This is a genomic window from Desulfonauticus autotrophicus, assembly GCF_055381725.1.
In genome coordinates, this window is sequence record NZ_AP042395.1 from 1,464,623 (window position 1) to 1,491,425 (window position 26,803).

27 protein-coding genes, 2 tRNA genes and 1 pseudogene are annotated in these 26,803 nt (G+C 47.7%); 3 read left to right on the forward strand and 27 right to left on the reverse strand.

The window, feature by feature from the left end:
- Positions 1 to 371: 371 nt before the first annotated feature.
- Positions 372 to 725: a hypothetical protein gene (locus ACZ42F_RS08385; RefSeq protein WP_464278640.1), complete on the forward strand. Its 354-nt coding sequence runs from the start codon at positions 372 to 374 to the stop codon at positions 723 to 725.
- A 109-nt stretch (positions 726 to 834) separates the two neighbouring features.
- Positions 835 to 2,184, forward strand: coding sequence for a sodium-dependent transporter (locus ACZ42F_RS08390; protein WP_464278641.1), 1,350 nt, complete (start codon positions 835 to 837; stop codon positions 2,182 to 2,184).
- A gap of 58 nt (positions 2,185 to 2,242) precedes the next feature.
- Here ACZ42F_RS08390 and cydB read toward each other — a convergent pair.
- The 12 genes and pseudogenes from cydB to ACZ42F_RS08450 form a co-directional block, all read right to left on the reverse strand.
- Positions 2,243 to 3,267, reverse strand: a pseudogene (cydB, locus tag ACZ42F_RS08395) (cytochrome d ubiquinol oxidase subunit II).
- 15 nt (positions 3,268 to 3,282) lie between these two features.
- Positions 3,283 to 4,590 (reverse strand): cytochrome ubiquinol oxidase subunit I, encoded by a 1,308-nt coding sequence (locus ACZ42F_RS08400; RefSeq protein WP_464278642.1) that lies wholly within the window; start codon positions 4,588 to 4,590, stop codon positions 3,283 to 3,285.
- A 22-nt stretch (positions 4,591 to 4,612) separates the two neighbouring features.
- Positions 4,613 to 5,278, reverse strand: a complete 666-nt coding sequence (locus tag ACZ42F_RS08405) for a DVU0298 family protein (RefSeq protein ID WP_464278643.1) — start codon at positions 5,276 to 5,278, stop codon at positions 4,613 to 4,615.
- 24 nt (positions 5,279 to 5,302) lie between these two features.
- Entirely contained in the window at positions 5,303 to 6,499 is a 1,197-nt protein-coding gene (locus ACZ42F_RS08410) for an FprA family A-type flavoprotein (protein WP_464278644.1), read from the reverse strand.
- A 74-nt stretch (positions 6,500 to 6,573) separates the two neighbouring features.
- Positions 6,574 to 6,732 carry a rubredoxin gene (rd, locus tag ACZ42F_RS08415; protein ID WP_464278645.1) on the reverse strand — a complete coding sequence of 53 codons (159 nt, stop codon included), beginning with the start codon at positions 6,730 to 6,732 and terminating at the stop codon, positions 6,574 to 6,576.
- A 17-nt stretch (positions 6,733 to 6,749) separates the two neighbouring features.
- Complete coding sequence (locus ACZ42F_RS08420; RefSeq protein ID WP_464278646.1) at positions 6,750 to 6,887, reverse strand: rubredoxin; 138 nt, start codon at positions 6,885 to 6,887, stop codon at positions 6,750 to 6,752.
- Between the two features lie 40 nt (positions 6,888 to 6,927).
- Positions 6,928 to 7,137 (reverse strand): rubredoxin, encoded by a 210-nt coding sequence (locus tag ACZ42F_RS08425; RefSeq protein ID WP_029966849.1) that lies wholly within the window; start codon positions 7,135 to 7,137, stop codon positions 6,928 to 6,930.
- Positions 7,138 to 7,151: 14 nt separating this feature from the next.
- Entirely contained in the window at positions 7,152 to 7,532 is a 381-nt protein-coding gene (locus ACZ42F_RS08430) for a desulfoferrodoxin (RefSeq protein WP_029966846.1), read from the reverse strand.
- A gap of 37 nt (positions 7,533 to 7,569) precedes the next feature.
- Positions 7,570 to 8,145 (reverse strand): rubrerythrin, encoded by a 576-nt coding sequence (rbr, locus tag ACZ42F_RS08435; protein WP_029966843.1) that lies wholly within the window; start codon positions 8,143 to 8,145, stop codon positions 7,570 to 7,572.
- Positions 8,146 to 8,176: 31 nt separating this feature from the next.
- Positions 8,177 to 8,581, reverse strand: coding sequence for a Fur family transcriptional regulator (locus ACZ42F_RS08440; RefSeq protein WP_464278647.1), 405 nt, complete (start codon positions 8,579 to 8,581; stop codon positions 8,177 to 8,179).
- Between the two features lie 12 nt (positions 8,582 to 8,593).
- A complete protein-coding gene (locus ACZ42F_RS08445) occupies positions 8,594 to 8,938 on the reverse strand; it encodes a DVU0772 family protein (protein WP_464278648.1) in 345 nt (114 codons plus the stop codon).
- 13 nt (positions 8,939 to 8,951) lie between these two features.
- The gene (locus ACZ42F_RS08450; protein ID WP_029966835.1) at positions 8,952 to 9,122 is read right to left on the reverse strand and encodes an HTH domain-containing protein; all 171 of its coding nucleotides are present in this window, start codon (positions 9,120 to 9,122) and stop codon (positions 8,952 to 8,954) included.
- A gap of 148 nt (positions 9,123 to 9,270) precedes the next feature.
- On the opposite strand from ACZ42F_RS08450, the gene ACZ42F_RS08455 reads away from it, so the two are divergent.
- Positions 9,271 to 9,347 (forward strand) — tRNA-Pro (locus ACZ42F_RS08455).
- Between the two features lie 68 nt (positions 9,348 to 9,415).
- Here the strand turns inward: ACZ42F_RS08455 and ACZ42F_RS08460 are convergent.
- The 15 genes from ACZ42F_RS08460 to ACZ42F_RS08530 form a co-directional block, all read right to left on the reverse strand.
- Complete coding sequence (locus ACZ42F_RS08460; protein WP_464278649.1) at positions 9,416 to 9,970, reverse strand: hypothetical protein; 555 nt, start codon at positions 9,968 to 9,970, stop codon at positions 9,416 to 9,418.
- A gap of 358 nt (positions 9,971 to 10,328) precedes the next feature.
- The gene (locus ACZ42F_RS08465) at positions 10,329 to 11,045 is read right to left on the reverse strand and encodes a hypothetical protein (protein ID WP_464278650.1); all 717 of its coding nucleotides are present in this window, start codon (positions 11,043 to 11,045) and stop codon (positions 10,329 to 10,331) included.
- Positions 11,046 to 11,207: 162 nt separating this feature from the next.
- Positions 11,208 to 13,013, reverse strand: coding sequence for a BREX-3 system phosphatase PglZ (gene pglZ, locus ACZ42F_RS08470; protein WP_464278651.1), 1,806 nt, complete (start codon positions 13,011 to 13,013; stop codon positions 11,208 to 11,210).
- A complete protein-coding gene (locus ACZ42F_RS08475; protein ID WP_464278652.1) occupies positions 13,010 to 14,641 on the reverse strand; it encodes a type I restriction-modification system subunit M in 1,632 nt (543 codons plus the stop codon). Before ACZ42F_RS08475 ends, pglZ begins: the two co-directional genes overlap by 4 nt.
- The gene (locus ACZ42F_RS08480) at positions 14,638 to 15,768 is read right to left on the reverse strand and encodes an AAA family ATPase (protein WP_464278653.1); all 1,131 of its coding nucleotides are present in this window, start codon (positions 15,766 to 15,768) and stop codon (positions 14,638 to 14,640) included. Before ACZ42F_RS08480 ends, ACZ42F_RS08475 begins: the two co-directional genes overlap by 4 nt.
- A 3-nt stretch (positions 15,769 to 15,771) precedes the next feature.
- On the reverse strand, positions 15,772 to 17,052 hold the full coding sequence (locus ACZ42F_RS08485) for a restriction endonuclease subunit S (RefSeq protein WP_464278654.1): 1,281 nt from the start codon (positions 17,050 to 17,052) through the stop codon (positions 15,772 to 15,774).
- Positions 17,045 to 20,023 carry a type I restriction endonuclease subunit R gene (locus ACZ42F_RS08490; RefSeq protein WP_464278655.1) on the reverse strand — a complete coding sequence of 993 codons (2,979 nt, stop codon included), beginning with the start codon at positions 20,021 to 20,023 and terminating at the stop codon, positions 17,045 to 17,047. Before ACZ42F_RS08490 ends, ACZ42F_RS08485 begins: the two co-directional genes overlap by 8 nt.
- Entirely contained in the window at positions 20,020 to 21,693 is a 1,674-nt protein-coding gene (locus ACZ42F_RS08495) for a DUF6079 family protein (protein WP_464278656.1), read from the reverse strand. The genes ACZ42F_RS08490 and ACZ42F_RS08495 overlap by 4 nt, the downstream gene beginning before the upstream one ends.
- A gap of 36 nt (positions 21,694 to 21,729) precedes the next feature.
- Positions 21,730 to 22,215 carry a BREX-3 system P-loop-containing protein BrxF gene (gene brxF / locus ACZ42F_RS08500; protein ID WP_464278657.1) on the reverse strand — a complete coding sequence of 162 codons (486 nt, stop codon included), beginning with the start codon at positions 22,213 to 22,215 and terminating at the stop codon, positions 21,730 to 21,732.
- A gap of 378 nt (positions 22,216 to 22,593) precedes the next feature.
- A tRNA-Asn gene (locus ACZ42F_RS08505) sits at positions 22,594 to 22,669 on the reverse strand.
- 54 nt (positions 22,670 to 22,723) lie between these two features.
- Complete coding sequence (locus ACZ42F_RS08510) at positions 22,724 to 23,017, reverse strand: hypothetical protein (protein WP_464280236.1); 294 nt, start codon at positions 23,015 to 23,017, stop codon at positions 22,724 to 22,726.
- Entirely contained in the window at positions 23,017 to 23,841 is an 825-nt protein-coding gene (nadE, locus tag ACZ42F_RS08515) for an NAD(+) synthase (RefSeq protein ID WP_464278658.1), read from the reverse strand. Before nadE ends, ACZ42F_RS08510 begins: the two co-directional genes overlap by 1 nt.
- A gap of 5 nt (positions 23,842 to 23,846) precedes the next feature.
- A complete protein-coding gene (locus tag ACZ42F_RS08520) occupies positions 23,847 to 24,341 on the reverse strand; it encodes a nitrilase-related carbon-nitrogen hydrolase (protein WP_464278659.1) in 495 nt (164 codons plus the stop codon).
- Positions 24,338 to 25,948 carry a response regulator gene (locus tag ACZ42F_RS08525; protein ID WP_029966809.1) on the reverse strand — a complete coding sequence of 537 codons (1,611 nt, stop codon included), beginning with the start codon at positions 25,946 to 25,948 and terminating at the stop codon, positions 24,338 to 24,340. The genes ACZ42F_RS08520 and ACZ42F_RS08525 overlap by 4 nt, the downstream gene beginning before the upstream one ends.
- A gap of 13 nt (positions 25,949 to 25,961) precedes the next feature.
- Positions 25,962 to 26,780, reverse strand: coding sequence for a purine-nucleoside phosphorylase (locus ACZ42F_RS08530; RefSeq protein ID WP_464278660.1), 819 nt, complete (start codon positions 26,778 to 26,780; stop codon positions 25,962 to 25,964).
- Between the last annotated feature and the right edge of the window lie 23 nt (positions 26,781 to 26,803).

Genomic DNA, 26,803 nt, shown 5'->3' on the forward strand with positions numbered 1-26,803 from the left:
AGAAAATATGAAAAAAATTTTTCCTCTTTTGCTTTTTTCTTTTCTCTGGCCTGTACCTATTCAGGCAAGCATGTGGTAAATGAAGCTCCTTTTACCCTGGCCTATCCTTATATCTATTCTCCGCCAGTGGTGGAAAAAAGTCCTGCCCCCCTTTTTGCTTACCCTGGAAAAAAGCCAGCTAAAACACAAAACTCTGCTCTTTTTTCCCCTTTTATTACAACCCAGGGAAAAGGAATCTAAGCTTAGAGCAAACTTTAGGTAGAGTTTTTTATCAGACCTGGGCTGGAGAAAGGGTCTTTAAGGAGTCATTTTTTTGTCCTCAGAATCTAACTTCTAAAAAAGAAGCTCTAAACCTGGCCCAGACTAAAAAAGTGGACTGGGTAGTCATTGGTCAAATTACCTACTTACTGGATGGAGGCTCTCTTACCAATACGGCCCTGAGTTTACATTTAGAAATCTATTCTGCCCAGGACCAGAGTCTTATCTGGTCTTTGGACCACGCTGGCAGGCTGGATAGCTCTGCAGATATTGATTGGTACTTAATCAAAAGAAGGATTGTCTTACCAGAAGATGGTCTTAGTTATTTGCTCGCCCAGCTGGCTTTGGACCTGGCCAGACCTGTCAAAGCCTGGACTCAAGGAGAAGACTTTGAAAAGCTTATTTTGCCTCGAAAAGTCTCTTCTCCCTCTAAACCCCAATCATCACCTTCCACTTCTACTCCTTAACTTTTTCTTTAAAAAATTTTTTTTCACTAATTTCATTGCTTTTTTTCTATTCTTTTTTTAGGCGCTTTCCTGGTTGTTAAGATTGGCTTTAGAAAAAGGAGTGTGCCTCATGCAAAGAGATGGATTTAAAACTCGTTTTGGAATTCTGGCTGCCACTCTGGGCTCTGCAGTGGGTCTTGGAAACATCTGGAAGTTTCCCTATATGACTGGAGAGAATGGTGGAGCCAGCTTTTTACTGGTCTATTTGCTCAGCACTTTTTTAGTAGGACTGCCCATCATGATTTCTGAATTGGTTTTGGGTAGAACAGCCAAGGCCAATGCCATTACTACTTACTATCAATTACCTAAAAAAAACAAAAACTTTTGGTCTCTAATTGGTATAGGAGGAGTAGCTGCAGCCTTTTTGATTCTGGCTTTTTATACTGATGTGGCTGGCTGGGTCTATGCCTATGTTTACAAAACAATAACTGCCAACATCCTTTCCACTAGTCCAGAAGAGACCTCCAAAACCTTTGGCTCTCTTATCAGTACGCCCTTAACATCCCTGTTCTGGCAATGGCTGGTGCTTGGAGTAGTGGGGCTCATTATCACCATGGGTGCCTCTAAGGGAATTGAACGCACCACCAAAAAGCTCATGCCCTTACTCTTTTTGTTTTTAGTTATCATTGTGGTGCGCAGCTTGACCTTGCCCAAGGCCAAAGAAGGGCTTCTTTTCCTCTTTTCTCCAGATTTTAGCAAAATAAATGCTCAGGTGGTACTGCTGGCCATGGGACTGGCCTTTTTTAAGCTCTCCATTGGCATGGGAACCATGACCACCTATGGAAGTTATTTTAGAGATGATGCCAATATTCCAGCTACAGCCACCAAGGTTATGCTGGCTGACCTAAGTGTTTCCCTGCTCGCTGGCCTGGCCATTTTCCCGGCAGTATTTACCTATGGTTATGAACCCCAGGCTGGCCCATCTCTACTTTTTATTACCATTCCAGCCATTTTTGCCTCTTTACCCGGGGGAAGAATTTTTATGCTGCTTTTCTTTTTGCTGGCTTCCTTTGCTGCCACTGGAGCCATGCTTTCTTTGCTGGAAGTACCTGTAGCCTACTTTTGTGAAAGCAAAAAGATGTCCAGGACCAAAGCCACCTTGCTTTCCATAGCCATCCTGGTGGCCCTGGGTGCTACAGCCACTCTTTCTTTTAATGTCCTTAAGGATGTTAAATTCTTTAATCTCAACTTCTTTGACCTCTACGACTTTATAAGTTCTAACATCTTACTTCCTGTAGGTGGACTACTCATTGCCCTTTTTGCTGGTTGGACCTGGGGAAAAGAAAAGATATTTACTACCCTTAGCAACTATAATACCCTAAACAACCAGAAAATTATTTCCCTTTACTACTTTGTCCTCAAATACATCACACCTATTCTGGTCTTTATTATCCTCTTAAAAGGTCTAAAACTATTTTAAATAAAAAAGGCAGGCCAGGTGCCTGCCTTTTTTATTTTTACAATGTACTTTTAAAAAACTAATAGGCTTCTTCGTATTCCAGGTCCTTGGCTTCCAGCTTATGGCTAAAGGTCTTATATGCCCAAAATTGGTAGAAAATAACAATGGGTACAAAGATTAAAGCCACACCCAGCATAATCTTTAAAGTCAGGGGAGAAGAAGCTGAATTATAAATGGTCACACTATAAGCAGGATTTAAAGAAGAAGGCAAAAGGGCTGGATAAAGGCCAACCAGAGCAAAGGCTGTAACCCCCAAAATAGTGAGAGCTGAAGCCAGCCAGGCTTTAAGCCATTCTTGGGTACCCATATACACCCGACTTAAAACCAGGCCTCCTACCGGCAAAATAAGCAAGGCAAACCACAAGGGAGACTTGAGATAATTGGTAAAAAGTTTGGTTGCCACTGCCGTGTAGGCTAAAAATAAAACCAAGACCACGGTCAGCACTGCCCAGAGCTTACTGGCCATCTGGCCACTTCTTCTTTCCAAGTCTCCACTACCTCTAAGGGCCATCCACAAACCTCCATGCACAGCAAAAAGCAGGACAAAAAGCACTCCGCCCAAAAGTCCATAGGGATTTAAGAGGGTAAAAAGATTGCCCCAAAAATACCCTGTTCATCTAAAGGCAGGCCTTTGAAAATATTGGCAAAAGCTACCCCCAGTAAAAGGGCAGGCAAAAAGCTGCCTAAAAACAAACATATTTCCCAAATCTTTTGCCAGCCAGGATTATCAATCTTGCTTCTGAATTCCAAAGACACCCCTCTTAAAATCAGGGCAATAAGCAAAAGGAATAAGGCTGTATAAAGGCCTGAAAACATTATAGCATAGGCCCTGGGAAAGGCAGCAAAGGTCACTCCACCAGCAGCAATTAGCCAAACTTCATTGCCATCCCAAAAGGGGCCCATGGCATTTAAGACATAGCGCTTTTCCTCTTCTGTCCTGGCCAAAAAGGGAAACAGAGTTCCCAGGCCAAGGTCAAAGCCATCCAGCATAAAATAGACAGCCCATAAAACTCCCCAGAGTAAAAACCAAATACTTTCTAACATTGTCCTTCCCTCCCTTTAATTAGCTGGTTCTGGGCCTTTGCGGGCAAATTTTGCCAACAAGTAAATGTCAGCAATTCCCAGTAAAGTATAAAGTATAGTCAAGGCCACAAAAGAAAATCCTACCTGGGAACTAGCAATGGGAGAGACAGCTTCACTGGTACGCATAAGCCCGTAAACAATCCAGGGTTGTCTTCCCACTTCAGCTACCACCCAACCAGCTTCCAGGGCAATGTAAGGCAGAGGAATAACATAGATGAGCAAACGCAAAAACCTGGGATTTTCTTCTAACTTGTTTCTGATTTTAAAGGCCCACAAAGCCAGAAGTGGAAAAAGAAAGCCTAAGCCCACCATGGTTCTAAAGGAAAGAAAGGTCAGGGTAACAGGTGGCCTATCTTCTTTAGGAAAGTCCTTTAAACCTTTTACTTCAGCCTGAAAGTCATGATAGGCAAGCATACTCAAAGCCCCTGGAATGGGCAAAATCTCCAGGGCATTGCGCTCATTTTCAGGGTCAGGAATCAAGAATAAGTACTGGGGAGCAGACTTTTTGGTTTCCCACAAAGACTCCATAGCCGCCAGTTTAGCAGGTTGAATCTTGGCCACTTCTGCTCCATGCATATGTCCTTGAACCACTTCCAGAAGGGAAAAGACAAGGGCAAAAATAACACCTATCCGAAAGGATTTGGAGAAAAGTGTCACCTCATTCTTCCTTAAAATATGATAACTGGAAATACCCAGGACAAAAAAACCAGCCAAAAGATAGGCACCACTTAAGGTGTGGACAATTTGTTGCCAGGCAAAGGGATTGGTCACCACAGCCATAAAGTCAGCAAGCTCAGCCCGGCCACCACGCATTACATAACCCAAGGGATTTTGCATAAACCCATTGGCAATCAAAATCCACAGAGCAGAAAGATTAGAAGCAAGGGCCACCAGCCAGATAGAAAGGGCATGCATTTTAGGAGAAAGCTTGTTCCAGCCAAAGGCCCAAACCCCAATAAAAGTGGATTCCAGGAAAAAGGCAGCTGTAGCTTCAATGGCCAGCAAAGAACCAAAAATATCTCCCACATATTCTGAATACCTGGACCAGTTGGTACCAAACTGAAATTCCAGAGTAATGCCAGTAACCACTCCCAGGGCAAAGTTGATTAAGAAGAGTTTACCCCAGAATTTGGCCATGCGCTTGTAATCTTCATCTCCAGTTTGCACATAGCGCGTTTCCATAATGGCTACCAAAAGAGAAAGCCCCAGGGTCAACGGGACAAAAATAAAGTGAAACATGGTAGCCATGGCAAACTGTAATCTGGATAAAAACAGGGCATCCATGCTACTCCCTCCTTTTAGGAGTTTAAAGTTTAAAATCTATCAATTCACCAAAACTTATATCCCAGAATTGCCGGTTCCAGAAAATATGAACCTTAAAGCCCAGAGGAAAAGGGAATTTGCGGGGAATATGTAAGCCAATCTCTTTGGCATAGAGTAAAGAATAAGCTAAAATATAAGGGTCCAATTCTTCTCTAAAAGTCTTTTTGACCTTGGGCCAGGCCTTTTTGGCCAGAAGCTCATTACCCTGGGCAAGCCTGGCTATTCCCCAGAAGGCCCCTCGCCTTAAAGGCGCATACTCCAGGAAGTTGTCCTTTTCATTTTCTTCTTCTCTAAGGTAAGAAATAAGAATCTGGTGATATTCTGTAGCTAAATGAGGATTTACAGCCATTATCTCGCCCATGGACTCAGGCACTCCCCAGCCTATTCCACCAGATTCGTCATTGAGCATCCACATAAAACGACGCATCACTATCCTGGCCTTTTCTAAGCTCTCTGCAGCCAGCCTATCCACTACTGCTCCAAACCCCACCACTGCATTCCACTTCACCTTTTCCTTTGTACTCAAAAGACCAGCAAACAGGCCAGGCAAGACTTTTTCAGGTGGAAAAGGCCTTATAACCTTTTCCACCTCCTGGCTGTCACTTTGCTCCAGCAATCTTAAAATATCTTTTTTGACTTTTCTGGACATAGAAAAGAGGCTCCTTGGGACCTCTTAAAACTTTTCTTTGATTTTCTTACCCAAATTCAGGCCCAGTTCCTTACACTTGGCCAGGGAATCATGCTCAGGGACAAAGCGAATACGCAAGGGTTCAAAGGGAAGTTCAAAATTAGCTTCTTCCAGAACCTTTTGCATGAGTTTAGGAGCTTCGCCACTCCAGCCATAAGAGCCAAAGGTAGCTCCCAGCCTATTGCTAGGCCTTAAGCCTTTCATATAGGTAAGAAAGTCTGCCATTAGAGGGAGCATATTGTTGTTGTGGGTGGGAGAGCCACAAATAACTGCAGCTGCATCCATTACTTCACCCATTACATCACTGTGGTGAAACTTTTTTAAATGCATGAGTTTTATTTCAATACCTTCCAGATTCAAGCCTTCACCTATGGCCTTGGCCATCTTTTCAGTACTGCTCCACATGGTGTCATAGACAATAACTGCTTTGGGCTTAAGTTTTTGTTCACTCATCTCCCTATAAAGGCCTAAAATATCCTTTACATGGGAGCGCCAAATAAGCCCATGGTCAGGAGCAATCATCTCAATTTCTAAGCCCAACTCCTCTACTTTGTTTAAGGTCTTTTTGACCAAAGGAGAAAAGGGCAAAATAATATTGGCATAATAATGTTTGGCTTCCTGTAAAATATCTTCCAGAGGATGCTGGTCGTCAAAAAGTAAATTAGAGGCAATATTTTGCCCAAAAGCATCATTGGAAATCAAAAGTTTTAACTCGGGGAGGTAGGAAAACATACTATCTGGCCAGTGTAACATTCTGGCTTCTAAAAATTGCACCTTATTTTTACCCAGTATCAATTCATCCCCTGTTTTTACTACCTCCAAGGGCCAGTTGCGGGGATGAAAGTGAGCCTGGATAAACTCCTTACCCATGGGAGAGCAAAAAATCTTTTCTGGCTTGGCCTTATCTACTATAAAAGGCAATGCCCCAGAATGGTCCATCTCCACATGGTTTACCACTATATAATCTATTTTCTCCAAAGGAACTAGAGAAGCTATCTGATGATATAAATCCCATTTAAACTTTTCGTCTACACAGTCAAAAAGAGTTATCTTTTCATCTATTACGAGGTAGGTATTATAAGTAGTACCTTCTTTAGTCTGAGAATAACCGTGAAAATCGCGTTTATTCCAGTCAATAGCACCTACCCAAAAAACATTTTCTTTGATTTCCACTACAGCCATTTTTACTCCCTCTTTTCCTTCTCAAATTAAAAAAGGCCCCAGGAATTAATCTTGGGGCCTTGGATTAACTAATTTTACATTTTCTCAAAGTTTTCTTTAGTCGCTCCACACACAGGACAAACCCAGTCTTCAGGTAAGTCTTCAAACTTGGTTCCTGCTGCTACGCCATTATCAGGATCACCTTGAGCTGGATCATAAATATAACCACAAATCTGACACTGCCACTTTTCCATAATCAAAAACCTCCAAACTATTCTACGAATTTAAACCGTTTCTTGGGTGTGCCACACACTGGACAACACCAGGTATCTGGCAATTCTTCAAAGGGAGTACCGGGTGGGATGTTTCTGCCCGGATCCCCTTTTCTGGCTTGTACAAATAACCACAAACCACACACATATAATAGCCTTTTACTTCCTTTTCTGCCATCATTTATCCTCTTCTACATTAGAACCAGGTCCAGCCAGGGGACGAAAGGCCTTTTTACTGGCCCCACAAATGGGGCACTTCCAGTCCTCTGGCAAATCCTCAAATCTGGTGCCAGGAGGTATTTTCCCCTTTCTATCCCCTTTATCTGGGTTATAAATATAACCACAGTTAGTAGTCTGGCATTGCCACATTTCTTCCGGTTTAGCCATTTAAGCTACTCCTGTTATACATCTTTTTTCCAGAGTCCATGCAAATTGCAATATTCTCTGGCTGTGACCTTTTCTGCCTGCACACAAAATTCTGCCACAGGCTCATCACCAGGTTTTAAGAACTGACGATAAGACTTACCATCAGCAATAAGTTCAATCCATTCAATATAGTGCTCTTCAGCCATAGGATGAAGCACACTGCCCACAGTTACTTTGTAGCCATTGGCTGTCTTTTCCACTACAGGCACATGCTTTTCCAAAGCTGCGTCCACAGAGCCTTCTTTTAAAAGGCGCATGGGCTGACCACAGCAAACCAACTCACCTTCACCAGCATGTACTACCTGTACGATATTGCCACAAAGATCACACTTATAAACTTCTAACAATTGGGGCATAGCCACCCTCCTTTATCTTTTTAAGGTTAAACACCTATTACCAGTTCTCAGCCAAAAGCTCAAAATAGGCCTGGGGATGAGCACAAGCAGGACAAAGCTGAGGAGCTTCTGCACCTACATGCAAATACCCACAGTTAATACAACGCCACACCACTTCCTGGTCTTTCTTAAAGACCTTACCTTCTTCTAAATTCTTTAGCAATCCCTTATATCTTTTTTCATGCTGTTTTTCAGCCACAGCAATGGCTTCAAACACAGCTGCAATTTCATCAAAACCTTCTTCTTCTGCCACCTTGGCAAACTCAGGATACATTTTGTCCCATTCGTAATTTTCACCTTCTGCTGCAGCCTTTAAGTTTTCTGCTGTAGTACCAATCACTCCAGCAGGGAAAGCAGCAGTAATTTCCACCTCTCCCCCTTCTAAAAACTTAAAAAGTCTCTTGGCATGCTCTTTTTCCTGCTCTGCTGTTTCTTCAAAAATTTTGGCTATCTGGACATAGCCTTCTTTTTTGGCCTGTTTGGCAAAATAGGTATAACGGTTTCTAGCCTGAGACTCACCAGCAAAAGCAGTAAGCAAGTTTTTTTCTGTCCTTGTTCCCTTTAAAGATTTCATTTCCTTCCTCCTCTTTATTTTTTATTTTAGTTTATTTTAATTTGTTTTCCTTTTCTTGACACCTGCTACACAAACCTATGATTTCCAGCTTATAATCTAATACTTTAAAACCATTTATCTTTTTGTCCAGACCAAAATCAAAATCAGGTCCCAAATCCACCACCCGCTCACAGGCAATACACTTACCATGCAGGTGAGGATGGGGATTGCCGTCAAACCTTTTGGGCTGGCCTGCCATTTCCAACTTTTGAATCAAACCCAGTTCAGCCAGAATATCCAGGTTTCTGTACACTGTACCCAAACTTATTTTGGGCAAGTCCTCTTTGACCATGGCGTAGACCTCATCTGTGGTAGGATGTGTTTTTACTTCCCTTAAACGCTCTAAAATAACCTGTCTTTGCTTGGTCATACGCCGGTCTTTATTTACTATATTCATTATATTACCCTACTATTTTTCCAGAACATTTTGCAACCACTTTTTAATTTCAGGAGTAAGTCCAAATACACCCTTTAAAGAACCGTATTCTCTACGCACACTGCTTTTCAACTCCGCAGGCAAATCCAAACACACCAACTCTCTAGCACCATCAGAATTGGTGGCATACAAACAAACCTTGGGTTCTTCTTCCCAGGTATTTAAAACAAAGTAATAAGATACATCTTTCCCTGACTTTACAGGTGGAAAATATCCCCTATGGGGATTGTTGCCCCATTCTAAATACAGAGTAATTGCATCTTCATGGGTCATATCCCAATTAATAGGATACTGTCTTAAATCTTTAATGCTTCCCATATTTCCCTCCCTTTTAGCTTAAGGAGTAATAACACCTCTTGGGAGATATTACCTTTCCTTCTTCTTTTAACTTCTTAATTGCCTTGGAGACTTCCTTGCTATCCACGCCTAACTCTTTAGCAATATCTCCAGGCCTAACTGGCTTATTTAATTTCTTCATTACCTCTAAAACTTTTTCTTCCATAACTTCTTACCTCCTAAAAACTTTTAACCTCTTATTGATAACTATTACTATTATCATTTATTAAAAATTGTCAAGTTTTTCTTCTCTCTTTTTTAAAAAAAGAAAAAAGTTGACTTTTATCTAAAGGTGATTAAATTAAAACCTTTGTCGGGATGTGGCGCAGTCTGGGAGCGCACTTGAATGGGGTTCAAGGGGTCGGAGGTTCAAATCCTCTCATCCCGACCACTTAAGAAAAAAATAAAAAAGCAGCTCAAAAGAGCTGCTTTTTTATTTTTAATTACACTCACAAACTATTACTTAAGCAATTTCTTCTTACAGAACAGCAAAATATCTTTAGATTCTTGAATGATATCTGCGCTTTTTTGCTCAAACTTATTGCTATAGACTTCTACCTTTTTTTTATCTGGTCCTAACCATTGAATCATCTCATCTTGAAAAAAATAATACCTGTTTTCCTCTTTTTTAGGATTATCATAGTTTATAACATATTCACCTGTTTTTGGATCTACTTCCATAGAGTAAAAAAAACTAACTCCAAAAACAAAGTATAATTTATCTTTGTCATAATAATATTCTGAAACCTTTTTACCCGTTTCTCCATATATGATTCTCTTTACTTTTTTAATTTCATTATTACTATCTACCCAAAAATATACCTCTCCCCCTTCAGTAGAAACCTCAATTAAATCTATCTTAAATTGTTTATATTTTTTTAAATTAAAGACAGTATTTTGATATAACTTCCTAATCTCACCTATCCTAGCACTTAAATCACCACTGGCATAGGACCCTATAGGAATCAATAAAAACATAAACAACATAAAAGCCTTATTCTTCTTTAAACCCATCTTCACAAAATCCTTTTATTTACACTATGTTACAATGTGAACCCCAAACTTTTAACTGTTTAGTTAAAACCTTAATTTACTCTTAAACTAAGGCCTAGCACAAACCCTACTCCTATGTAAACTTTCTTATGTTTCTTTTGCAGTAAAGCATTTGTAAAGGTAAAAAATATTAATTACTTTTTCTACTACCGTAAATATTGACAAACCAGATTCATAAAAATACAAACCAATTGTAAACTATTGTATTTTAATTTTTTCATACCATAAAAAAATATTACGCTATCTACATCTATTAAAAGCTAACAAAATACACCTTTTAAACAAAAAACACTCTTCTAGTTTTGCATAAAAATCCATCTCATCTCTTCTTTACATCTACCATAATTTCACTACGGAGTATAATTAATTCCTGATCCAGTCCATGAGAGAGCATATCCAATCGGTTGGAAACCGACACTAAATGAACAGCAGAAATAGGACTTAATCTAAAGGGAAACAAAATGGGGGAATCTAAAACTGTTCTTAAATCCACTGAATCACCTCCACAGGCGTATAAAAAGGCCTCAATTAACCAGGCAATAAGTTCAGGATTTTCTATAGTTAACGAAAGACCTGGTACATATATGCCTTTTTCACGAAGTGGAACATTATTTTTAGCCTCATTAATAACACCCCAGGCCCACATTGAGCGTAATATGCGGCGCACAGCATCCTTTACTGTTGGTCTTTGTCCAAATTGTTCCATGACACGACGGCGAACTTGGGCATGACTTGCAGTGCCTTGAAGCTTAAGTAGTCTTCCAACATGGGAAGCCACCTTTCCCCAGAAAGGATAAGCTGCCATGGTCATTCCCCAGTGGACTGCAATATGGTCTTCCTGTGGAAGGCATGAAAGAAACCTAAGACCATCTTGTTGAAAAGAATGTAGATAGAATGGTGGATGAACCCATATATTCATCAGGATAGTTATAGTTTTGCTCAGAGATCCTCGCACCTTGGTATTGGCTGAGCGAAATACCTCCTGGAGCTCTTTTTGCAATAAGGATTTAATGTCGGATTTATTGTTGCCTGCCATGACAAGAGATGCAGTATAGCTAAGCCACTCAAGACGAATAATTCTATCAATTCCAATTTGATTATATCGTTTTTCCAAGTATAACTTCATGTATCTCCCTCACCCAAGCTTGTCCAAACTGGAATTAGCCTTTGTAATAATTAAACCCATCATTATCCAAGTTTATTTCTGAAATTTGGGGTTATGTATCTGAATGAAAGGCACAATCACTTCCTCAATACTAATCCCTCCATGACTCACTACAATTTCATCTTTCTGCACAAAAGCACTCCTGTTAGGTGCCAAAAGGGGTAGGTAATCTTCTGGAATACCAATGGGAGGCCACTCTATGGACTCAGGGAATTGCGCCTTGATTTTAGCCCTCAATCTAAAATCTGGGTAGATACGCACGCGCTGGCCCCGAAGATCTGCAATTGCCCCTTCGGCAGGCCTTCCTGCGCCTTTCGCCTCGATGTTTCCGTGGTCCGAAGCAAGGTAGACCTGGAAACCGCGGTCATAAAGCAGGCCGAAAAGGTCCCGCATGAAACCCTGCCTGGCCCATTGCCGAACCTGGTTGTGCATGCCCGCCGCACCCAGCTCCATGCCGTGCATGATCCGGTCGACCTTGTCGATGACCAATCCGACGACACGTAGCCTGGGCCGGCTCAGTAGCTCGGAGACCTTGTCCAGGTCCCCCTCGCCCAGCCCCTTGGCGTAAGCCACCTCATGCTGCGTCAGCCCCTGATCGACCCAGAACTGCCTCCAAAGGGCCGGCTCCTTGTCTGTGGTATGGATACTCGCCGGGAAGTAGATCGGCGGCTTGCCGGCAAAGGCGGCCTGCCGGGAAACCGAGGTGATGGTGGGAATCCAGGCGAAAACGGCATTCTCACGGAACCGCAGCTTCGAATCCAGCTCTCCGAGCACCTCGCGCAAGGCGATCCATTGGTCCAGGGCGAGGCCGTCCACCAGCAGAAAAGCGATCTTCGAGCGCCGGTCGTCTCCGAGGCTTCGGGCGAGGAACCGCGGGATGTGATGCAGCATCACCGGCGGCGCGGGCGGAAGGTTGATCAGGCTCGCGTAGCGCTTCACCACCCAACCGGTGAGCGCAGAATCGATCCGGGATCTCAATGCATCTAGGCGCTCCCGGTATCCTTCCGGCAGGGTGGTCTCTGGCTCCAGCTCCAAGGCGACGAGTTCCGCCCAACGGTAGGCGAAATGGAGCCACTCCCCATGACGCGCCTCCACCGTGGGGATCGTCTTCTCGATGGAATCCAGCAGCCCCTCCATGCGGCGGCGACGGTTCTCCACGGGGGAGACTTTGATGCCGTAAGCCACCCAGGTCTTGGCGAGCGCTTGCGATTGCTCGTGAGGAACCGGCTGGAGCAAGCCCTCGAGGAAAAGGTTGTCGATGTAAATGCGGACATCGTGGTGGTCGAAAGGCAAGAGCGTCGGTCCTGGGAACTCGAAGCCGTAGTCCGCCGCGTCCTCGTGGACGGCATCGTCCTTCGGCTTGGCGAGCGAATCCAGGAACACCGGCCAGCGCTCCTGCAGGAACGCAAAGAATGCTTGCGCGTCCGGAATGATGGTCTCCAGAGGCCAATCCTCGAACAGGCCGTTTTGATGCTCGCCATCCCTGGCTCGCACCCCTTCGGGGCGCCCTCCGGGCGTCCAAATCGGCTGTCCTGCCGATTTGTGACGAAGAATTTTGATGAAATGCTCATCGAGGATGGCCGGAATCCGCCCGCCGCGGTAATGACGGCGCAGCAAGACCCGGAGCAGGTCCGATGGCTGCTTGATGAGCTCCGGCGCGATCCCGAACACATGACGAAGGACGAACTCCTTCGTAGCGTTGTCGCCGAGTTGCCCCGGCGCACCTGCCTGTGCGTCGCACGCAGACCGGTACTTGCCGAATGCATCCCGGACCCGCTTGCGCTCTTCGAGTCCAGGGCGCTTTTGTTTTAGCGTCCGGGCCGCGCAAGCACCGGTCACGGCAACTCCGGCAATCCGAGTTCTCTTAGGAATGCGTTGTGGCGATCTAGCGCTTCTCTGGCCTTGTTAGTCAAGTCCACGAGATCCGCATGTACCTGCTGCAGATCGACCTCCGGCTCGGGCCTGGCCGTGCTCGCATAGCGGGTGATGTTGAGATTGAAATCGTTTTCTTCGATCTCCTCCATACTGACGCGGCGAGAGACAAACAAGCCCCCGTTGGGCAGTTCTTCTCTAACCTCTTTGCGGTACTGGTACGTTTCGACGATCTTGTCCACGTGCTCTGGAAGCAGGGTGTTCTGGCGCTTGCCCTTCTCGTAGAGCTCGGCGGCGTTGATGAAGAGCACGTCGTCGAACTTCTTGCACTTTTTCAGCACCAGGATGCACACCGGAATTCCGGTGGAATAGAAGAGATTCGGCGCCAGCCCGATCACCGTGTCGATGTTGCCGTCGAGCAGCAGCTTCTTGCGGATCTTCGCCTCCACGTTGCCGCGAAACAGCACCCCGTGGGGCAGGATGATCGCCATGGTGCCCTCCTTGTGCAGGAAGTGGAAGCCATGCAGCAGGAAGGCGAAATCGGCGGCGGATTTCGGGGCCAGGCCGTAGTCCTTGAAGCGGAAGTCCTCGGCCAGCTCCTCGCTGGGCTCCCAGCGCAGGCTGAACGGCGGATTGGCCACCACCGCGTCGAACTCGATCTTTTTCGCCGGGTTCTCCTCACGCAGGAGCGGCCACTCGTTGAGCAGCGAGTCGCCGTGGAAGATTTCGAACTCGGTGTCTTTGAGGCCGTGGAGCAGCATGTTCATGCGCGCCAGGTTGTAGGTGGTGATGTTCTTTTCCTGGCCGTAGAGCTTGCCGACGCCGTTCCTGCCCATCCGGCGCCAGACGTTCAAAAGCAACGACCCAGAGCCGCAGGCGAAATCATACACCTTGCCGAGCTTTTCCCGCTTGCCGTTGGCCGGGTCCTGGGCATCCAGCGAGACGATGCCGGAAAGGATGCTGGAGATGGGCTGCGGGGTATAGAACTCGCCAGCTTTCTTGCCACTGCCGGCGGCGAATTGGCCGATGAGGTACTCGTAGGCGTCGCCCAGAAGGTCGCGCTCTTGAGGAAACTCCGCCAACCCCTTGTCGACGGTCTTGAGAATGGTGCACAGCCGCTCGTTGCGCTGCTTGTAGGTCTTGCCGAGCTTTTCCGAATCCAGATTGATCTCGGAGAAGAGGCCCTGGAAGCTGCTGGAAAAGGACTCGTTCTCGATGAACTTGAACCCCTTTTGTAGGGTGTGGAGCAGCTCTGGGTCCTGAGTGCGCGCCATCTCGGCGATGCTTCTCCAGAGATATTGGGGCTTGATCACGTAGTGCACCTTGCGGCGCATCACGTCCTCGAACATCTTGATGTCGTCCGGATTCTCTTCATACCAGACGGCCAGCGGCGAACTGCGATCATCCTCCGGCAACTCGGGCCAGTCCGCGCCTAGCTCCCGCATGGCCGCCTGCTCGTAGTTGTCAGAGAGGTAGCGCAGGAACAGAAACGACAGCATGTAGTCGCGGAAGTCGTCGGCGTTCATGGAGCCGCGCAGCTGGTCGGCAATGGCCCAGAGGACCTTGCCCAGGCGAATCTGGTCTTGTTGGGTCATACAGTGGCCTCCTCGGTTTCCGCTTCAGGGAAAAGCTCTGGATTGAAGCGGTAGTCGTTCATGAAATTTCCCAAAATCTTGCGAAAGATCCGTTTGTTCTCTTCCAGCATCTCCACAGGCTCAAACAGCGAATAGTTTCCATGGCTGAGCAGATTGACATAGCGGGCATGCAGCTCCCCATCTTCGTCGTCAGGATCGCGTTTGACGATCTGTCCAAAGTGGTTGAAACCATGAAAGGTCGCAGTTTTCTCCATGATGCTGCGCAGGATGGTGAAGTGGTATGTGTATAGCTTCCCCGTCTCCGCGGCCTTGTGCAGCTCTTTGAGCATGGCCACATGGTAGAACCGGGGCGTGTCGTTGGTATCGCGAAGGTGATAGCCGCCCTCGTCATGGCTGAGAAAATAGCGCTGCGCGTTTTTCATTTCGTTGCACAGCACATTGAAAAATAACGTGTGATGGGAGGAGATGACGACTTTGAGCCGCTCCTGTTCTTTGAGCATCTTCGCCAGATGAGCGCCCACGGCAATGGCGTTGTTCTCATCCAGCGAGGAAATGGGATCATCGATATAGAGATATTTGACCCATTCGTAGCCCTCCTGCCCGTCGATGGCGAGCTGGGCGACGGCCAGGAAGAAGCACCAGATGAACATGTTTTCCTCGCCGCGTGACACCTTGATCATAACCGGCTCACCTTCTCCGTCTTGGTTCTTCTGCATCTCGCGCCAAAAGCGAATCGTGCCGTTCTGATAGTCGATATCGAATTGGAAATCCGTGTAGCGGTGGAGAAACTTGCGGATGCGGCTCTCCATCTCGAGCTCTTCCAAGCCGCTGAAAAACCTTGAAGCGGTGTTCATCTTGAGCACCCGCTCGCGATCGTTCTCCAGGTCGTTATCCCAGGTGAACAGGTCTTCGGTGAAGGCGTTGAAGTAGAGAGTATCGCGGGCGACGGTTTCGCCGTCTTCGTTGCGCTGCTTGCCCAGCTCTTTGAACGCCATGGACAAGCGCGTTTTGCCGGTGCCGTTGTAAGCAAAGAGCAGAATCGCCTTCTTCTCTTGCAACCGATCGCGCAGGTGCCGTGCCAGGGCATCGAGGTTCGCAAAGGTCTGTACGTTCTCCCGGTGCGGCATCGCTTACTCGACCTCCTGCGGGAAAAGTTGCTGCATCAGTCCCTTCTTGTGGGCCTTGAGGGCGTCGAGCTTTTGCGCCTCGAGCTGAATCAGCTCATCCAGCGAGGAAAGGCAGTCGGCTATTTTTTGTTGTTCGGGTTGCTTCGGTATGGTCACTTTGATGAATTCTAGCGTTGTCTTGTTTACGGACGGGACAGCTCCGCCGCAGTGTTCATTCAGGTCAATCCCTTGAGCCATGTAAAACACGAAAACGTCAACTGCTTTATTCTCCTTCGCTTTTATTCCTCCGACATTGTTGTCAATCAAGCAAGCTACATCTGTAATAGCTCTATTATTCAGACGAAGTGCTTCGCCTATTCTAGCGAAGATAGTAGTACCTATTGGGACTGGGCGGGCGCGAAGCATCGGCAATTCTTCGTCATCAATGTAGTTGGTTGCGCCTCTTATATGTCCTCCATTTTCTGCAACGGCCTTGGTAATGTCACTAACCTTGCAAAAAGGATACTTACCTTGGCGCTTTCCTTGAAAACGATTTGGGAACGCATACCCCTGCAATACCTCGCAAACCTCCCCCAACCGCTTCACCTCCCACGGCCCGGCGTTGCGGAACTCGGGGAAGCGCAGGCGGGGGGTGGTTTCGCCTTCGCGGGGGAAGAGCTGCTGCATCAGGCCCTTCTTGTGGGCCTTGAGGGTGTCGAGCTTTTGCGCTTGGAGTTGAATCAGCTCATCGAGTGAGGAAAGGCAGTCGGCGATTTTTTGTTGTTCGGCAACTTTGGGAATGGGCAGCGGAATGTTCAGCACATCGCTGCTATCGACATTGAGGGAGCCGTGTGCTCTTGCTCCGACAGTGATAACTTTCGCAAGCCATCGTCCGTGGAAATTCGCGCTAAAGAGATGATTCAAGTAATTAGGTGCAACAAGGTCAAGATCAGGGCGAAAGCAGGTAAATATGCTGTTGGGAACGCCCGCAGGCTTGTTCCCTGTGTAGAGAGCTACATACCCTTGCGGATACTCTTTCGTTGCACTCTTGTTGTAGGCGAAATCGAAGCGGCGAATAACCCAATAGTTCTTTTTCTGTTTTCCAGCGATCTCCCTTCCAAACTTTTCCTTTTGTGGAACAAGACCAACACCTGAAGTAACGCTTAGCAGCACATAGTCTTTGTCATCGACTCTTTCATTGATTAATCGCGCAACTGCCCCCAACCGCTTCACCTCCCACGGCCCGGCGTTGCGGAACTCGGGAAAGCGCAGGCGGGGCACGACGCCTTTCTTCTTCTCAGACACGGTCGTACACCTCCAGTCCTGAAATCTCTTTGCCCTGGGCGAGCTTCTTGAGAAGCGGCGTCAGGTCTTCCATCAAGTCCAGCTCCTTCCTTGCCCGGTCCTTCCAGCCGAGCCCCAAGGGTGCCATCAGGTCGGTGAGGGCGTCGGGGTCGAAGATCATGCGGCGCAGGATGCCATCCACGAAGGCTTGCAGCGCCTGGCGGTCCACGCCGTGCTTTTCGGCGATGCGGGAAAGCGCCTGCGCGTACTTCTCCGCCTTGAAGCGCTCGTAACCGGCGCGGATTTCCTGCTCCGATAGGCCCTCGCCCTCCTTGAGGGTGTTCACGTATTCGATGATCTCCTCGCGCTCGTCGAGGAACTTGGCTTGGCTTCGCAGAATCCCCACGAGCTGCTCGCGGGTCATCTTCTGTTTTTTTGGCCCCTTTTCGCTGAAGCGGGCGATGAGCTTCATGATGTAGTCGTAGTCGATGAGCGCCGAGTCGAAGAGCACGAACTCGAAATCGAGCTGTTCCACCGGGTCGTTGGGGTCCTCGCTCTTGCCCTGGCGGGCCTTGAGGTCCTGGGCAAGATCGAGGTACACGCCGCGGAAGGCGCGCAAGTCGTCCTCGTGCAGAGCCGCCTCGATGGTCTGGCGGGTCTCGGGGTCGAGATCGGTGTACTGGTCGAGCTGGGTGCGCAGGCGCTGCACCTCCTTGAAGCGCTCGATGAAGGCGGCGCGGGCCTCGTCGCCCTTGAGATTCGCCACCTCCTCCGGTTTGCATTCCAGGCCCTGCGACTGCATGAAGTCCTGGAGCTGCTGCACCGCCTCGGCGAACTTCTCGGCCACCTTGGGGGCCGGATCCACCAGCCAGATCTCGCGCGCTCGCTCGCCTGCCTCGCCGGAAAAGAGGGTGATGGCCTCGTCCACGGCGGCTTTCTGGGCGCGAAAGTCGAGGATGTTGCCGTAGGGCTTGGAATCGTTGAGCACCCGGTTGGTGCGGGAGAAGGCCTGGATCAAACCGTGGTGCTTGAGGTTCTTGTCCACGTAGAGGGTGTTCAGGTACTGCGAATCGAAACCGGTGAGCAGCATATCCACGACGATGGTGAGATCGATTTTCTTCTCGTGCGGCAAATCCTTGTTGGGGTACTTCTGGTCCTTGATGCGTTGCTGGACGTCCTGGTAATAGCCGTCGAAGGTGAAGAGGTCGAAGTTGGTGCCGTAGCGGGCGTTGTAGTCGGCGATGATGGCTTTGAGGGCCTCCTTCTTCTTGTTGGGTTCCTTGCGGTTGTCGGCCAGCTCCTGGGGCAGGTCTTCTTGCAGCTGGGCGATGTCGCGATTGCCATCGGCGGGCGGGGAGAAGACGCAGGCGACGTTGAGGGGCTGGAAGTTTTCGTCTTCCGCCTGGCGCTTGGCCTGAATCTTCTGGAACAGGTGGTAGTACTCGACGGCGTCGTCGATGCTGGCCGTGGCAAAAAGCGCGTTGAAGCGGCGCTGGTTGGTGGCCTTGTCGTGTTTGTCGAGGATCGCTTCCACCACTTTCTGCTTGGCCAGAGTCTCGCCGGGTTTGACCGGCGCGCCCTCGGGCTTGTAGTAATCCACGTGGAAGCGCAGCACGTTGCCGTCGTCGATGGCATGGGTGATGGTGTAGGCGTGGAGCTGTTTGCCGAAGACGTCGGCGGTGGTGACCATGCGGGCCTCTTGCCCCTCGATGGTGCGGTAGGTGGCGTTCTGCTCGAAGATCGGCGTGCCGGTGAAGCCAAAGAGCTGGGCTTGCGGAAAGAACTCGCGGATGGCCCTGTGGTTCTCGCCAAACTGGGAGCGGTGGCACTCGTCGAAGATAAAGACGATGCGCTTGTCGCGTAGCGGTTCCAGCCGCTTGCGGTATTCCTTGCGGTGGTTGGCATCCAGCGCCAGGCCCAGCTTCTGGATGGTGGTGACGATCACCTTGTCGGCGTAGTCGTCGGAGAGCAGACGCTGGACCAGGGTTTCGGTGTTGGTGTTCTCCTCGACGCATCCCGGCTGGAAGCGGTTGAACTCCTGTCGGGTCTGGCGGTCGAGGTCCTTGCGGTCGACGACGAACAGCACCTTTTCGATGTCGGGGTTGTCCTTGAGCAGGGTCGAGGCTTTGAACGAGGTAAGGGTCTTGCCGCTGCCGGTGGTGTGCCAGATGTAGCCGTTACCGCGATTCTGGTGGATGCAGTCGACAATGGCCTTGACCGCGTAGATCTGATACGGGCGCATCATCATCAGCTTGCGCTCGGTCTGGATCAGTACCATGTAACGGCTGATCATCTCCGCCAGGGTGCACTTGGCGAGAAATGCCTCGGCAAAGTCATCGAGGTGTGCGACCTTCTTGTTGTCCGGTGTGGCCCACTGGTAGATGGGCAGGAACCTTTCATCCGCGTCGAAGCGGAAGTGCTCGGCATTGTTGTTGGCGAAATACCAGGTCAGGCTGCGGTTGCTGACGATGAAGAGCTGCATGAAGCACAGCAGCGTGTTGGTGTAGCCGTTGCCCGCATCCTGCTTGTATTCGATGATCTGCTGCATCGCACGGCGCGGGCTCACGGGCAGGGCCTTCAACTCAATCTGGACGAGGGGCAGGCCATTGACAAGCAGGATCACGTCATAACGGTGAAAGCTTGACCTCGTGTTGATGCGCAACTGGTTGACCACCTCGAACTCGTTCTTGCACCAGTCCCTGAGGTTTACGAGCTGGTAGTGCAGCGGCGTCCCGTCCTCGCGCTCGAAGGTGTTGCGGTGGCGCAGGCGCTCCGAGCAGGCGAACACATCGGGCGAGACGATCTCGTCGAGGAGCCGCGCGAACTCGGCATCGGTGAGGCGGACCTTGTTGAGCGCCTCGAACTTCTCGCGGAAGTTGCGCTCCAGCGCCTCGCGGTCGCGAATGTCCGGTCGATAGGCGTATTTGAGCGCCATGAGCTTCTGGATCAGCTGGGTTTCGATTTCCTGTTCTTTGGTCGCGTGCGCGTTCATGTAATGCTTCCTTCTTTACGGGGCGGCACGGCCGTCGAGCGCTCGTTGGGAGCGCCGAAGAAGAGATATCCTTGTCTTGCCGCCTTGTGCTCCAGCCATTCCAGCTCGTGCTGCCAGATCTTGTAGCCGGTGACGTAGGTCTGGTCGGTGCACTCCATGACCCGTTTCAGGGCCTCGTAGTAATAGCGGTCGAGCTGGGAGGCATCGAGGCTCTCGGCGCGCTTCTCGATAAGCGCGTCGAAGTCGTCGGTCTTCTTGAGATCCAGGTAGAACTGCCGGTTGTCCGGGTTGGAGGAGATGAACTGGCCGCTGACGGTCTTGTGGATCTCGCGCAGGACCGTTTCCACCTGGGACAAGAGGTCATCGGCCGGGTCCCCGCCCAGGTCCTCGATGCCGGGCTGGTAGAGACAGAGCGCGTCGCGCAGCTCCTCGGCCGTGGCGCCCAGGGGTGCGTAGATGTCTCCGGTCGTCAGCCGGTGGACCGAGAGCGCGTGGATGATGCGGAGCGCCATGGGCTTGTACGCCGGCCGGGTGAAGGCCTGCTCGATCCGGGACTCCAGCACCTGACTGCAATCGATCACCGCCTTGATGTCTGGGACGGCGCGGAAGGAGGGATTCTCGCGCAGGTTCGTCCAGTAGCTGTCGTAGGCGATGAGACCGGGCCGGTCCTCCGGCACATCCTGGTCGAGCAGCTTCTTCATGGCCAGCGACAGGGTCTTGAGCACCTCGCGCTTCTCCACCGCCGTGACGCGCTCGAAGGTGTCAATGTAGTCGGGATGGACCGGGAAGAGGCGGACGAACTCGTCCATCCGCTCGTTCATGCGGCCGTAGAACTTGGCGAACGGTGTGAGGTATTCGCGAATCTTGGCCTGCTGCTCGCCGGTCTTCTTGAGTAGGCGCTCGGCGACGACGAACTTCACGTCCTTGCGGGCGATGAGGATCTGTTCGAAGCGGTCCTTGACCCGGCGGATGCTGTCGGCCACGAAGGCGAAACGGGGGCTGTCGAAGATGGCCTCCTGCACACCTGCCATGAAGCGGAAGCGCAGGTCCTTGCAGACCTCGCCCACCTCACGGAGGAAGTTGAGGTCGAGGATCAGCTCCTGGTCCTTGCGGGTGCGGAGATAGTCCAGCAGCTCATCCACGACCAGGAGCAGGCCATGGTCCGGATACTCCTGGTGGAACGCGGCCATCATCTCCTCGAAGGCCCGCTTGTTGCTCACGACCTGGCTGGCATCCGGGAAGGTGTAGGTCACGCCCATGGCGGCCAGGTGCTCTTCCAGCTCGCCGACGAGGATGTCCCGCAGCGACATGGTGGTGGCCCCGATCTCGGTGCGGACCACTTTGAACTTGCCGGCGATCGCTCTTGCTGCTTGTGCCACCTGTGCGTTGCCCAGGGCGGAAAGCAGATCCGCGTGCTCGCAGATAGCGGAGATCACCGACATCAGGTGTGACTTACCGGTGCCGTAGTTGCCCACCACAAGCAATCCCTTATTATCAGCAGGTTGCTCAAACTGCATTTGAGGAATCACCATGCCAATGAGCTTCTCAGCCATCTCATGGGAAATGACATAACTGCTTACCAGCTGACGGGCAGCAGAGGCCTTATCGGCATCCCTTAACTGAACAATAGTTTCAATGGGGTTAAATTGAATCAAATTTTGATATTTCATCACACATACTCCCTTGTAGCTTCCTTGTTGTTCTATTTATTTCACATTTGCATTGACTACTAAAAAATTTTCAACCGAGTAACTACGGTACTCGGAGTGTTCTGGAGTTGCGTAAATCAAACAATTCTTCATCACATATCCGTTCCATGCAGCCACAATGGTCTTATTCCGAGATAGTTTCTGCAAAAGGTATAAGGGATTTTGCTTTAATTGAACATGAAAAAGCATCTCAATGTTGTCCAGTAAAACTACTTCACCTGCTACTTTATTCACAATTTCACTAAGTAGCTTTGAAACCTGTAACACTCGTTGGCGCTCGGTCAAATCCAGCATTACACGAGATAACTCTAGATTTACATTAATCAACGGTGCAGAGAGTTTTTCTGAGACCTCATTTAATACAGATGTTTTCCCACTTCTTCTCAAACCTACCAGCAAAATCAAGCGATAATAAAGGGAATATACTTCCTCGAACTTGAACAAAACCTGTTGAGCCAGAATTTCACTCTTAACCTGAGACATTTTTTCTATTTTAAAGTATCAATTATACTCAATTAAAAACCTTCCAAAAACAAACAATCCAAACCTTGATAGAATTCAGATATCTTGGATAGCCAAGATTATACCTAACATATTATACCAACTTTTAATTAACTATCTCCAATTACAAGCCATATTTTATTTTTCTGCTTTTGACAATAATAAGAGGGCTTAAAAATAGACCTAAAAATACTTACAATAACTATAAGTACTTTTTTTATTCAGGTTAACTTATTTTGGGGTATTGAGTTTACAGACAAAATTAAAAATTTTAGTCTTAAGACTAGACACTAAGAAGAAATATTTGACTGAAAAAAGCAAAAAACCCCGCTGTTTCCAGCGGGGTCTAGTGACTTGTTCTGGCTCCCCGGGACGGACTCGAACCGCCAACCTAGTGGTTAACAGCCACCCGCTCTGCCGATTGAGCTACCGGGGAGCAATGTGATGAGGAGTCCTTTTAAGGAAAACTCAACTGTTCGTCAAGTTTTTTTCACAATTTTGCAGCAATGGGCATTCTCCAGCCCGTACCAAAGGCTCTATCGGTTATTTTTAGGCCTGGAGGCGCTTGCTTGCGTTTAAACTCAGCCAGCCGAACCATGCGATAAACCTTTTTTACCACCTCTTCTGCATAGCCCAGACTCACAATCTCTTCTACTTCTCTATTTTCTTCAATAATTAATTTTAAAATCTCATCCAAAAGTTCATACGGGGGCAAAGAATCTTCATCCCTTTGATTGGGAGCAAGCTCAGCTGTAGGTGGCTTGCTCAGTACTCTGGAAGGGATTACCTCTTTTCCCTATTAATCCAGTGAGATACTTTATAGACCATGGTCTTGGGCAAATCAGAAATCACGGCCAGCCCTCCAGACATATCTCCGTAAATGGTGCAATAACCTACGGCCAATTCTGACTTATTTCCAGTGGTAAGCAGAAGTGCCCTTAGCTTGTTGCTAATGGCCATCAACAAGTTGCCCCTGATTCTGGACTGAATGTTTTCCTCAGTAACATCCCTGGGAAGGCCAGAAAACACCTCTGCCAAAACCTTATCAAAGGCCTGCATTAAAGAATCTATAGGTAAGGTATAGGTTTTTATCCCTAAATTTTTAGCTAACTCCAAAGCATCTTCTATGCTTTCCTTACTGGTAAAAGGAGAGGGCATAAGCACTCCCAGGACCTTTTCCCTGCCCAGGGCCCTGGTGGCAATCACTGCAGTCAAAGAAGAATCTATGCCTCCAGAAAGGCCCAGCACCACTTTGTCAAAGCCACACTTATGCACATAGTCCCTTACCCCTAAAACCAGGGCCTGAAAAATCTCCTCTTCTGAGCCTAAATTGTCAGCATATACCTTTTGCCTTTCCTGTAAATCCACCACCACTCTGTGCTCAGCAAAGCTTTTGGCCCGAAAAATCATCTCTCCTTGCCCATTCCAAACCATACTCCTACCAGCAAAAATCAAATCATCATTAGCTCCCACCTGATTTACGTAAACCAAAGCAAATTTATACTTCTGGCTGAGGTGAGCCAACATCTTTTCCCGAAGTTTTTGCTTGCCCAGGGTATAGGGAGAAGCAGAAAGGTTAATTAAGATATCCAGGTTTTCCCGGGCCAACTGCTCTACAGGGTTGGTAGGATAGAGTTCTTTTTCCAGAATTCCTTGTCATTCCAGATGTCTTCGCAAATAGTAATCCCCATATTTTTGCCCTGAAAGTTAATTTTTTTACTGCCAGTAAAAGGGCAAAAATAACGCTGTTCGTCAAAAACATCATAATTGGGAAGCAAGGTTTTGCCTACCCAGGAAACAATTTGCCCCTTTTCCAAAAAAAGAGCTGCATTAAAAAGCTTATTGCCTTCACTCCAGGGCGTTCCCAAAAGTAAAGGAGCGTAACCCCTTAGGCTCTGGGCCAGCTTTAGAGCCACCTGTTTACAACGAGCTATAATACCTGGTCTCAGGAGCAAATCCCTGGGAGGATAGCCTATAAGGGCTAGTTCACTGCTGACTACTAAGTCTGCCCCTTTCTGGCTGAGTTCCTTAACTCCTGCTTCTATTTTGCTAGCATTTCCCTTGAGGTCATTTATCCAAGGATTTAACTGGATAATCCCAAGTCTCACTTCAGATACTCCTTTATTTTGGCCTCCAGAATATCCTTGGTAAAGGGCTTGTACAAAATATCTGTCACCCCTGCTTCTTTAGCAGCTTCATTGTCTGTAGCTTCGTTTTGAGTGGTCACCATGATAATGGTTAACTCTTCTGGCTTATAAATCTGCCTGGTCTTGGCTGTAAGTTCTATGCCGGTAAGCCCTGGCATATTTAAATCTGTAAACATTATATTGGGCTTATTTTCCTTTAACCACTCCAGCGCCTCTTCTGGCTTGGCAAAAAGCCTGGGTTCAAAGCCCAATTCAAAAAGACTGGCTTTGTAAATGGAGAGAATCATCTTAGAATCGTCCACAGCCAGGGCCACAGGTTTTTCTTCTTTTTCTTCCTCTGCCCTGGGTACTAAATCCTTGTAACCATACTTCTCAAGCAATTCAAAATAGTAGTTACGTAAATCTGGTGGACACTTCTTTTGTAAGAAGTCTAAAGCCAGTTTTTTAAAATTATCTTCAGGCAATAGGTTTAAAAACAATTCTTTAGTTTGGGCAGTTATAATGGCCTTGACTACATTTTTAACCTCTTCATCCTCACCTTTGACCATATTCCTAATGCCTGCAATCAAAACAGGACTTAAATTGCGCTCAATAGCAGAAGCAGCAGCAACTCTTACCTGTTCGTCTTTATCTGTTAAACCAGCAGCTAAAGTGTAAGCTCCCTTATCTACAGGTAAAAAGCCCAAAGCCTCATAAGCAGCAAAACGCACATTGGAGTCTTTGGGCTGATTACTTAAGAGCTTTCTAATGGGTAAAACTGCAGCCTCATCACCTATTTCACCCAACACATTTAGGGTATGAATCACCAGGTCTGGATCGTCAAAATTTAAATTTTCCACCAAAAAAGGAACCGCCTTGCTGCCAATACGTACCAGCTTATTCTTGGCATAGTTACGCAAGTGGGCATAATGAGAACTCAAGGTTTCATTTAACTTTTGTAAACTCAAGGTATCTTGAATCTGACTAAAAATATCCAGAATAAGTAAATCCAGATGAGTATCGTGCCCCATCTTTTCCGCCAGACGCTTAATGGCTGTGGGCGAACCTATCTTGCCCAGGGCATTAATGGCTGCCAGGATAAGGGTCCTGTTATTGGAGTATAAAAACTCACTAACCGGAGTAGTGGCTTGAGGATCACCAATATTGCCCAGGGCTTCAATGGTGCATTTTAAGATATTTTCCTCTTCTGTGCTGGTAAGTATTTCTGTTAGATAGGGAACCAGCTCTGGAAGTTTGGTCTCTCCTGCTACTTGAAGTAAAATTTCTCTGGGCTCCACCCCATTTTTCAAATAATCGCCCAGAAGATGAGGGTCTGCAAAGACCACTTCTAAAAGAGCTGTCTTAAATTCTGTATCTTCAATTAATTTTTTATCCTTTTGCAAAAAATCCAAAAAATAGGGTAAACTAAAATCTGGCTCTCCTGTGGCCAGAATCCTTAACACCTGTGCCCTGTGCTCAGGCTCCAAGTCAAAAAAATAATTTAAAACCAATCCTGCCTTAATCTTGTCCTTTCTTTCTACATTATAGGCTATTTCCTTAATCAGGTCCTGAGGATCAAAATCCAGCATTTTTCCTCCTCTTTTAAGGTAAGGCTTTAATAAAAGATACCAACAACCTAGACAATTGAACATTACTCTTTTTAGCCTGAGCCAAAATCTCTTCCTCACTGGTTTCCTGCATACAATCTGGCAAATTTTTATTGGTTAGGCAAGAAATACCCAAAATTTTTCTTCCCATATGTTTAAGCGCAATGGCTTCCAGAGAAGTGGACATACCTATGGCATCAGCTCCCAGAAAACGAAAGGCCCTGGTTTCTGCAGGTGTTTCCAGGCTGGGTCCTTTCACCTGAATATAAACCCCTTTATGCAGGGTAATCTTTTCTTCCAGGGCAACCTTTAAAGCCAGTTGCTGTAATTCTTTGGCATAAACAGCACTCATATCTGGAAACCTTGGTCCCCATTCACTTATATTTTCTCCCACCAGAGGACTTTCGCCTGTAAAATTGATATGATCCGTAATAAGCATGAGCTCTCCAGCCTCAAATTGAGGATTTAAGGCTCCAGCAGCATTGGTCAAAATAAAAGTTTTACAACCCAAAAGACTGGCCACCCTTACTCCAAAAACCACTTCTTGCGCAGAATAGCCTTCATAAAGATGAAAACGGCCAGCTAACACCAAAACCCTTTTTTCTCCCATTTTAGCCAGAACCAATTTTCCTGCATGCCCAGGAGCTGTGGACACAGGAAAGCCTTCTATTTCTGCATAGGCAAAGCTCCTATCCACCTTAAGACCATCCAGAAAATCCCCCAAGCCACTTCCCAAGACTACAGCTACTTCTGGCTGATAAGAAATATTTTTTAGTAGCCACTTATAAGACTTGAATATTTTTTCTTTTTGCATAATACTTCCTAAAATGTTAAAAG

Excerpts from the sequence above, each read along its gene's own strand:
- ACZ42F_RS08390 (WP_464278641.1), top strand. The coding sequence starts at position 835 with ATGCAAAGAGATGGATTTAAAACTCGTTTTGGAATTCTGGCTGCCACT.
- ACZ42F_RS08400 (WP_464278642.1), bottom strand. The coding sequence starts at position 4,590 with ATGGATGCCCTGTTTTTATCCAGATTACAGTTTGCCATGGCTACCATG.
- ACZ42F_RS08405 (WP_464278643.1), bottom strand. The coding sequence starts at position 5,278 with ATGTCCAGAAAAGTCAAAAAAGATATTTTAAGATTGCTGGAGCAAAGT.
- ACZ42F_RS08410 (WP_464278644.1), bottom strand. The coding sequence starts at position 6,499 with ATGGCTGTAGTGGAAATCAAAGAAAATGTTTTTTGGGTAGGTGCTATT.
- rd (WP_464278645.1), bottom strand. The coding sequence starts at position 6,732 with ATGGAAAAGTGGCAGTGTCAGATTTGTGGTTATATTTATGATCCAGCT.
- ACZ42F_RS08425 (WP_029966849.1), bottom strand. The coding sequence starts at position 7,137 with ATGGCTAAACCGGAAGAAATGTGGCAATGCCAGACTACTAACTGTGGT.
- ACZ42F_RS08430 (WP_029966846.1), bottom strand. The coding sequence starts at position 7,532 with ATGCCCCAATTGTTAGAAGTTTATAAGTGTGATCTTTGTGGCAATATC.
- rbr (WP_029966843.1), bottom strand. The coding sequence starts at position 8,145 with ATGAAATCTTTAAAGGGAACAAGGACAGAAAAAAACTTGCTTACTGCT.
- ACZ42F_RS08440 (WP_464278647.1), bottom strand. The coding sequence starts at position 8,581 with ATGAATATAGTAAATAAAGACCGGCGTATGACCAAGCAAAGACAGGTT.
- ACZ42F_RS08445 (WP_464278648.1), bottom strand. The coding sequence starts at position 8,938 with ATGGGAAGCATTAAAGATTTAAGACAGTATCCTATTAATTGGGATATG.
- ACZ42F_RS08450 (WP_029966835.1), bottom strand. The coding sequence starts at position 9,122 with ATGGAAGAAAAAGTTTTAGAGGTAATGAAGAAATTAAATAAGCCAGTT.
- ACZ42F_RS08460 (WP_464278649.1), bottom strand. The coding sequence starts at position 9,970 with ATGGGTTTAAAGAAGAATAAGGCTTTTATGTTGTTTATGTTTTTATTG.
- ACZ42F_RS08465 (WP_464278650.1), bottom strand. The coding sequence starts at position 11,045 with ATGGCAGGCAACAATAAATCCGACATTAAATCCTTATTGCAAAAAGAG.
- ACZ42F_RS08475 (WP_464278652.1), bottom strand. The coding sequence starts at position 14,641 with ATGACCCAACAAGACCAGATTCGCCTGGGCAAGGTCCTCTGGGCCATT.
- ACZ42F_RS08480 (WP_464278653.1), bottom strand. The coding sequence starts at position 15,768 with ATGCCGCACCGGGAGAACGTACAGACCTTTGCGAACCTCGATGCCCTG.
- ACZ42F_RS08490 (WP_464278655.1), bottom strand. The coding sequence starts at position 20,023 with ATGAACGCGCACGCGACCAAAGAACAGGAAATCGAAACCCAGCTGATC.
- ACZ42F_RS08495 (WP_464278656.1), bottom strand. The coding sequence starts at position 21,693 with ATGAAATATCAAAATTTGATTCAATTTAACCCCATTGAAACTATTGTT.
- brxF (WP_464278657.1), bottom strand. The coding sequence starts at position 22,215 with ATGTCTCAGGTTAAGAGTGAAATTCTGGCTCAACAGGTTTTGTTCAAG.
- ACZ42F_RS08525 (WP_029966809.1), bottom strand. The coding sequence starts at position 25,948 with ATGCTGGATTTTGATCCTCAGGACCTGATTAAGGAAATAGCCTATAAT.
- ACZ42F_RS08530 (WP_464278660.1), bottom strand. The coding sequence starts at position 26,780 with ATGCAAAAAGAAAAAATATTCAAGTCTTATAAGTGGCTACTAAAAAAT.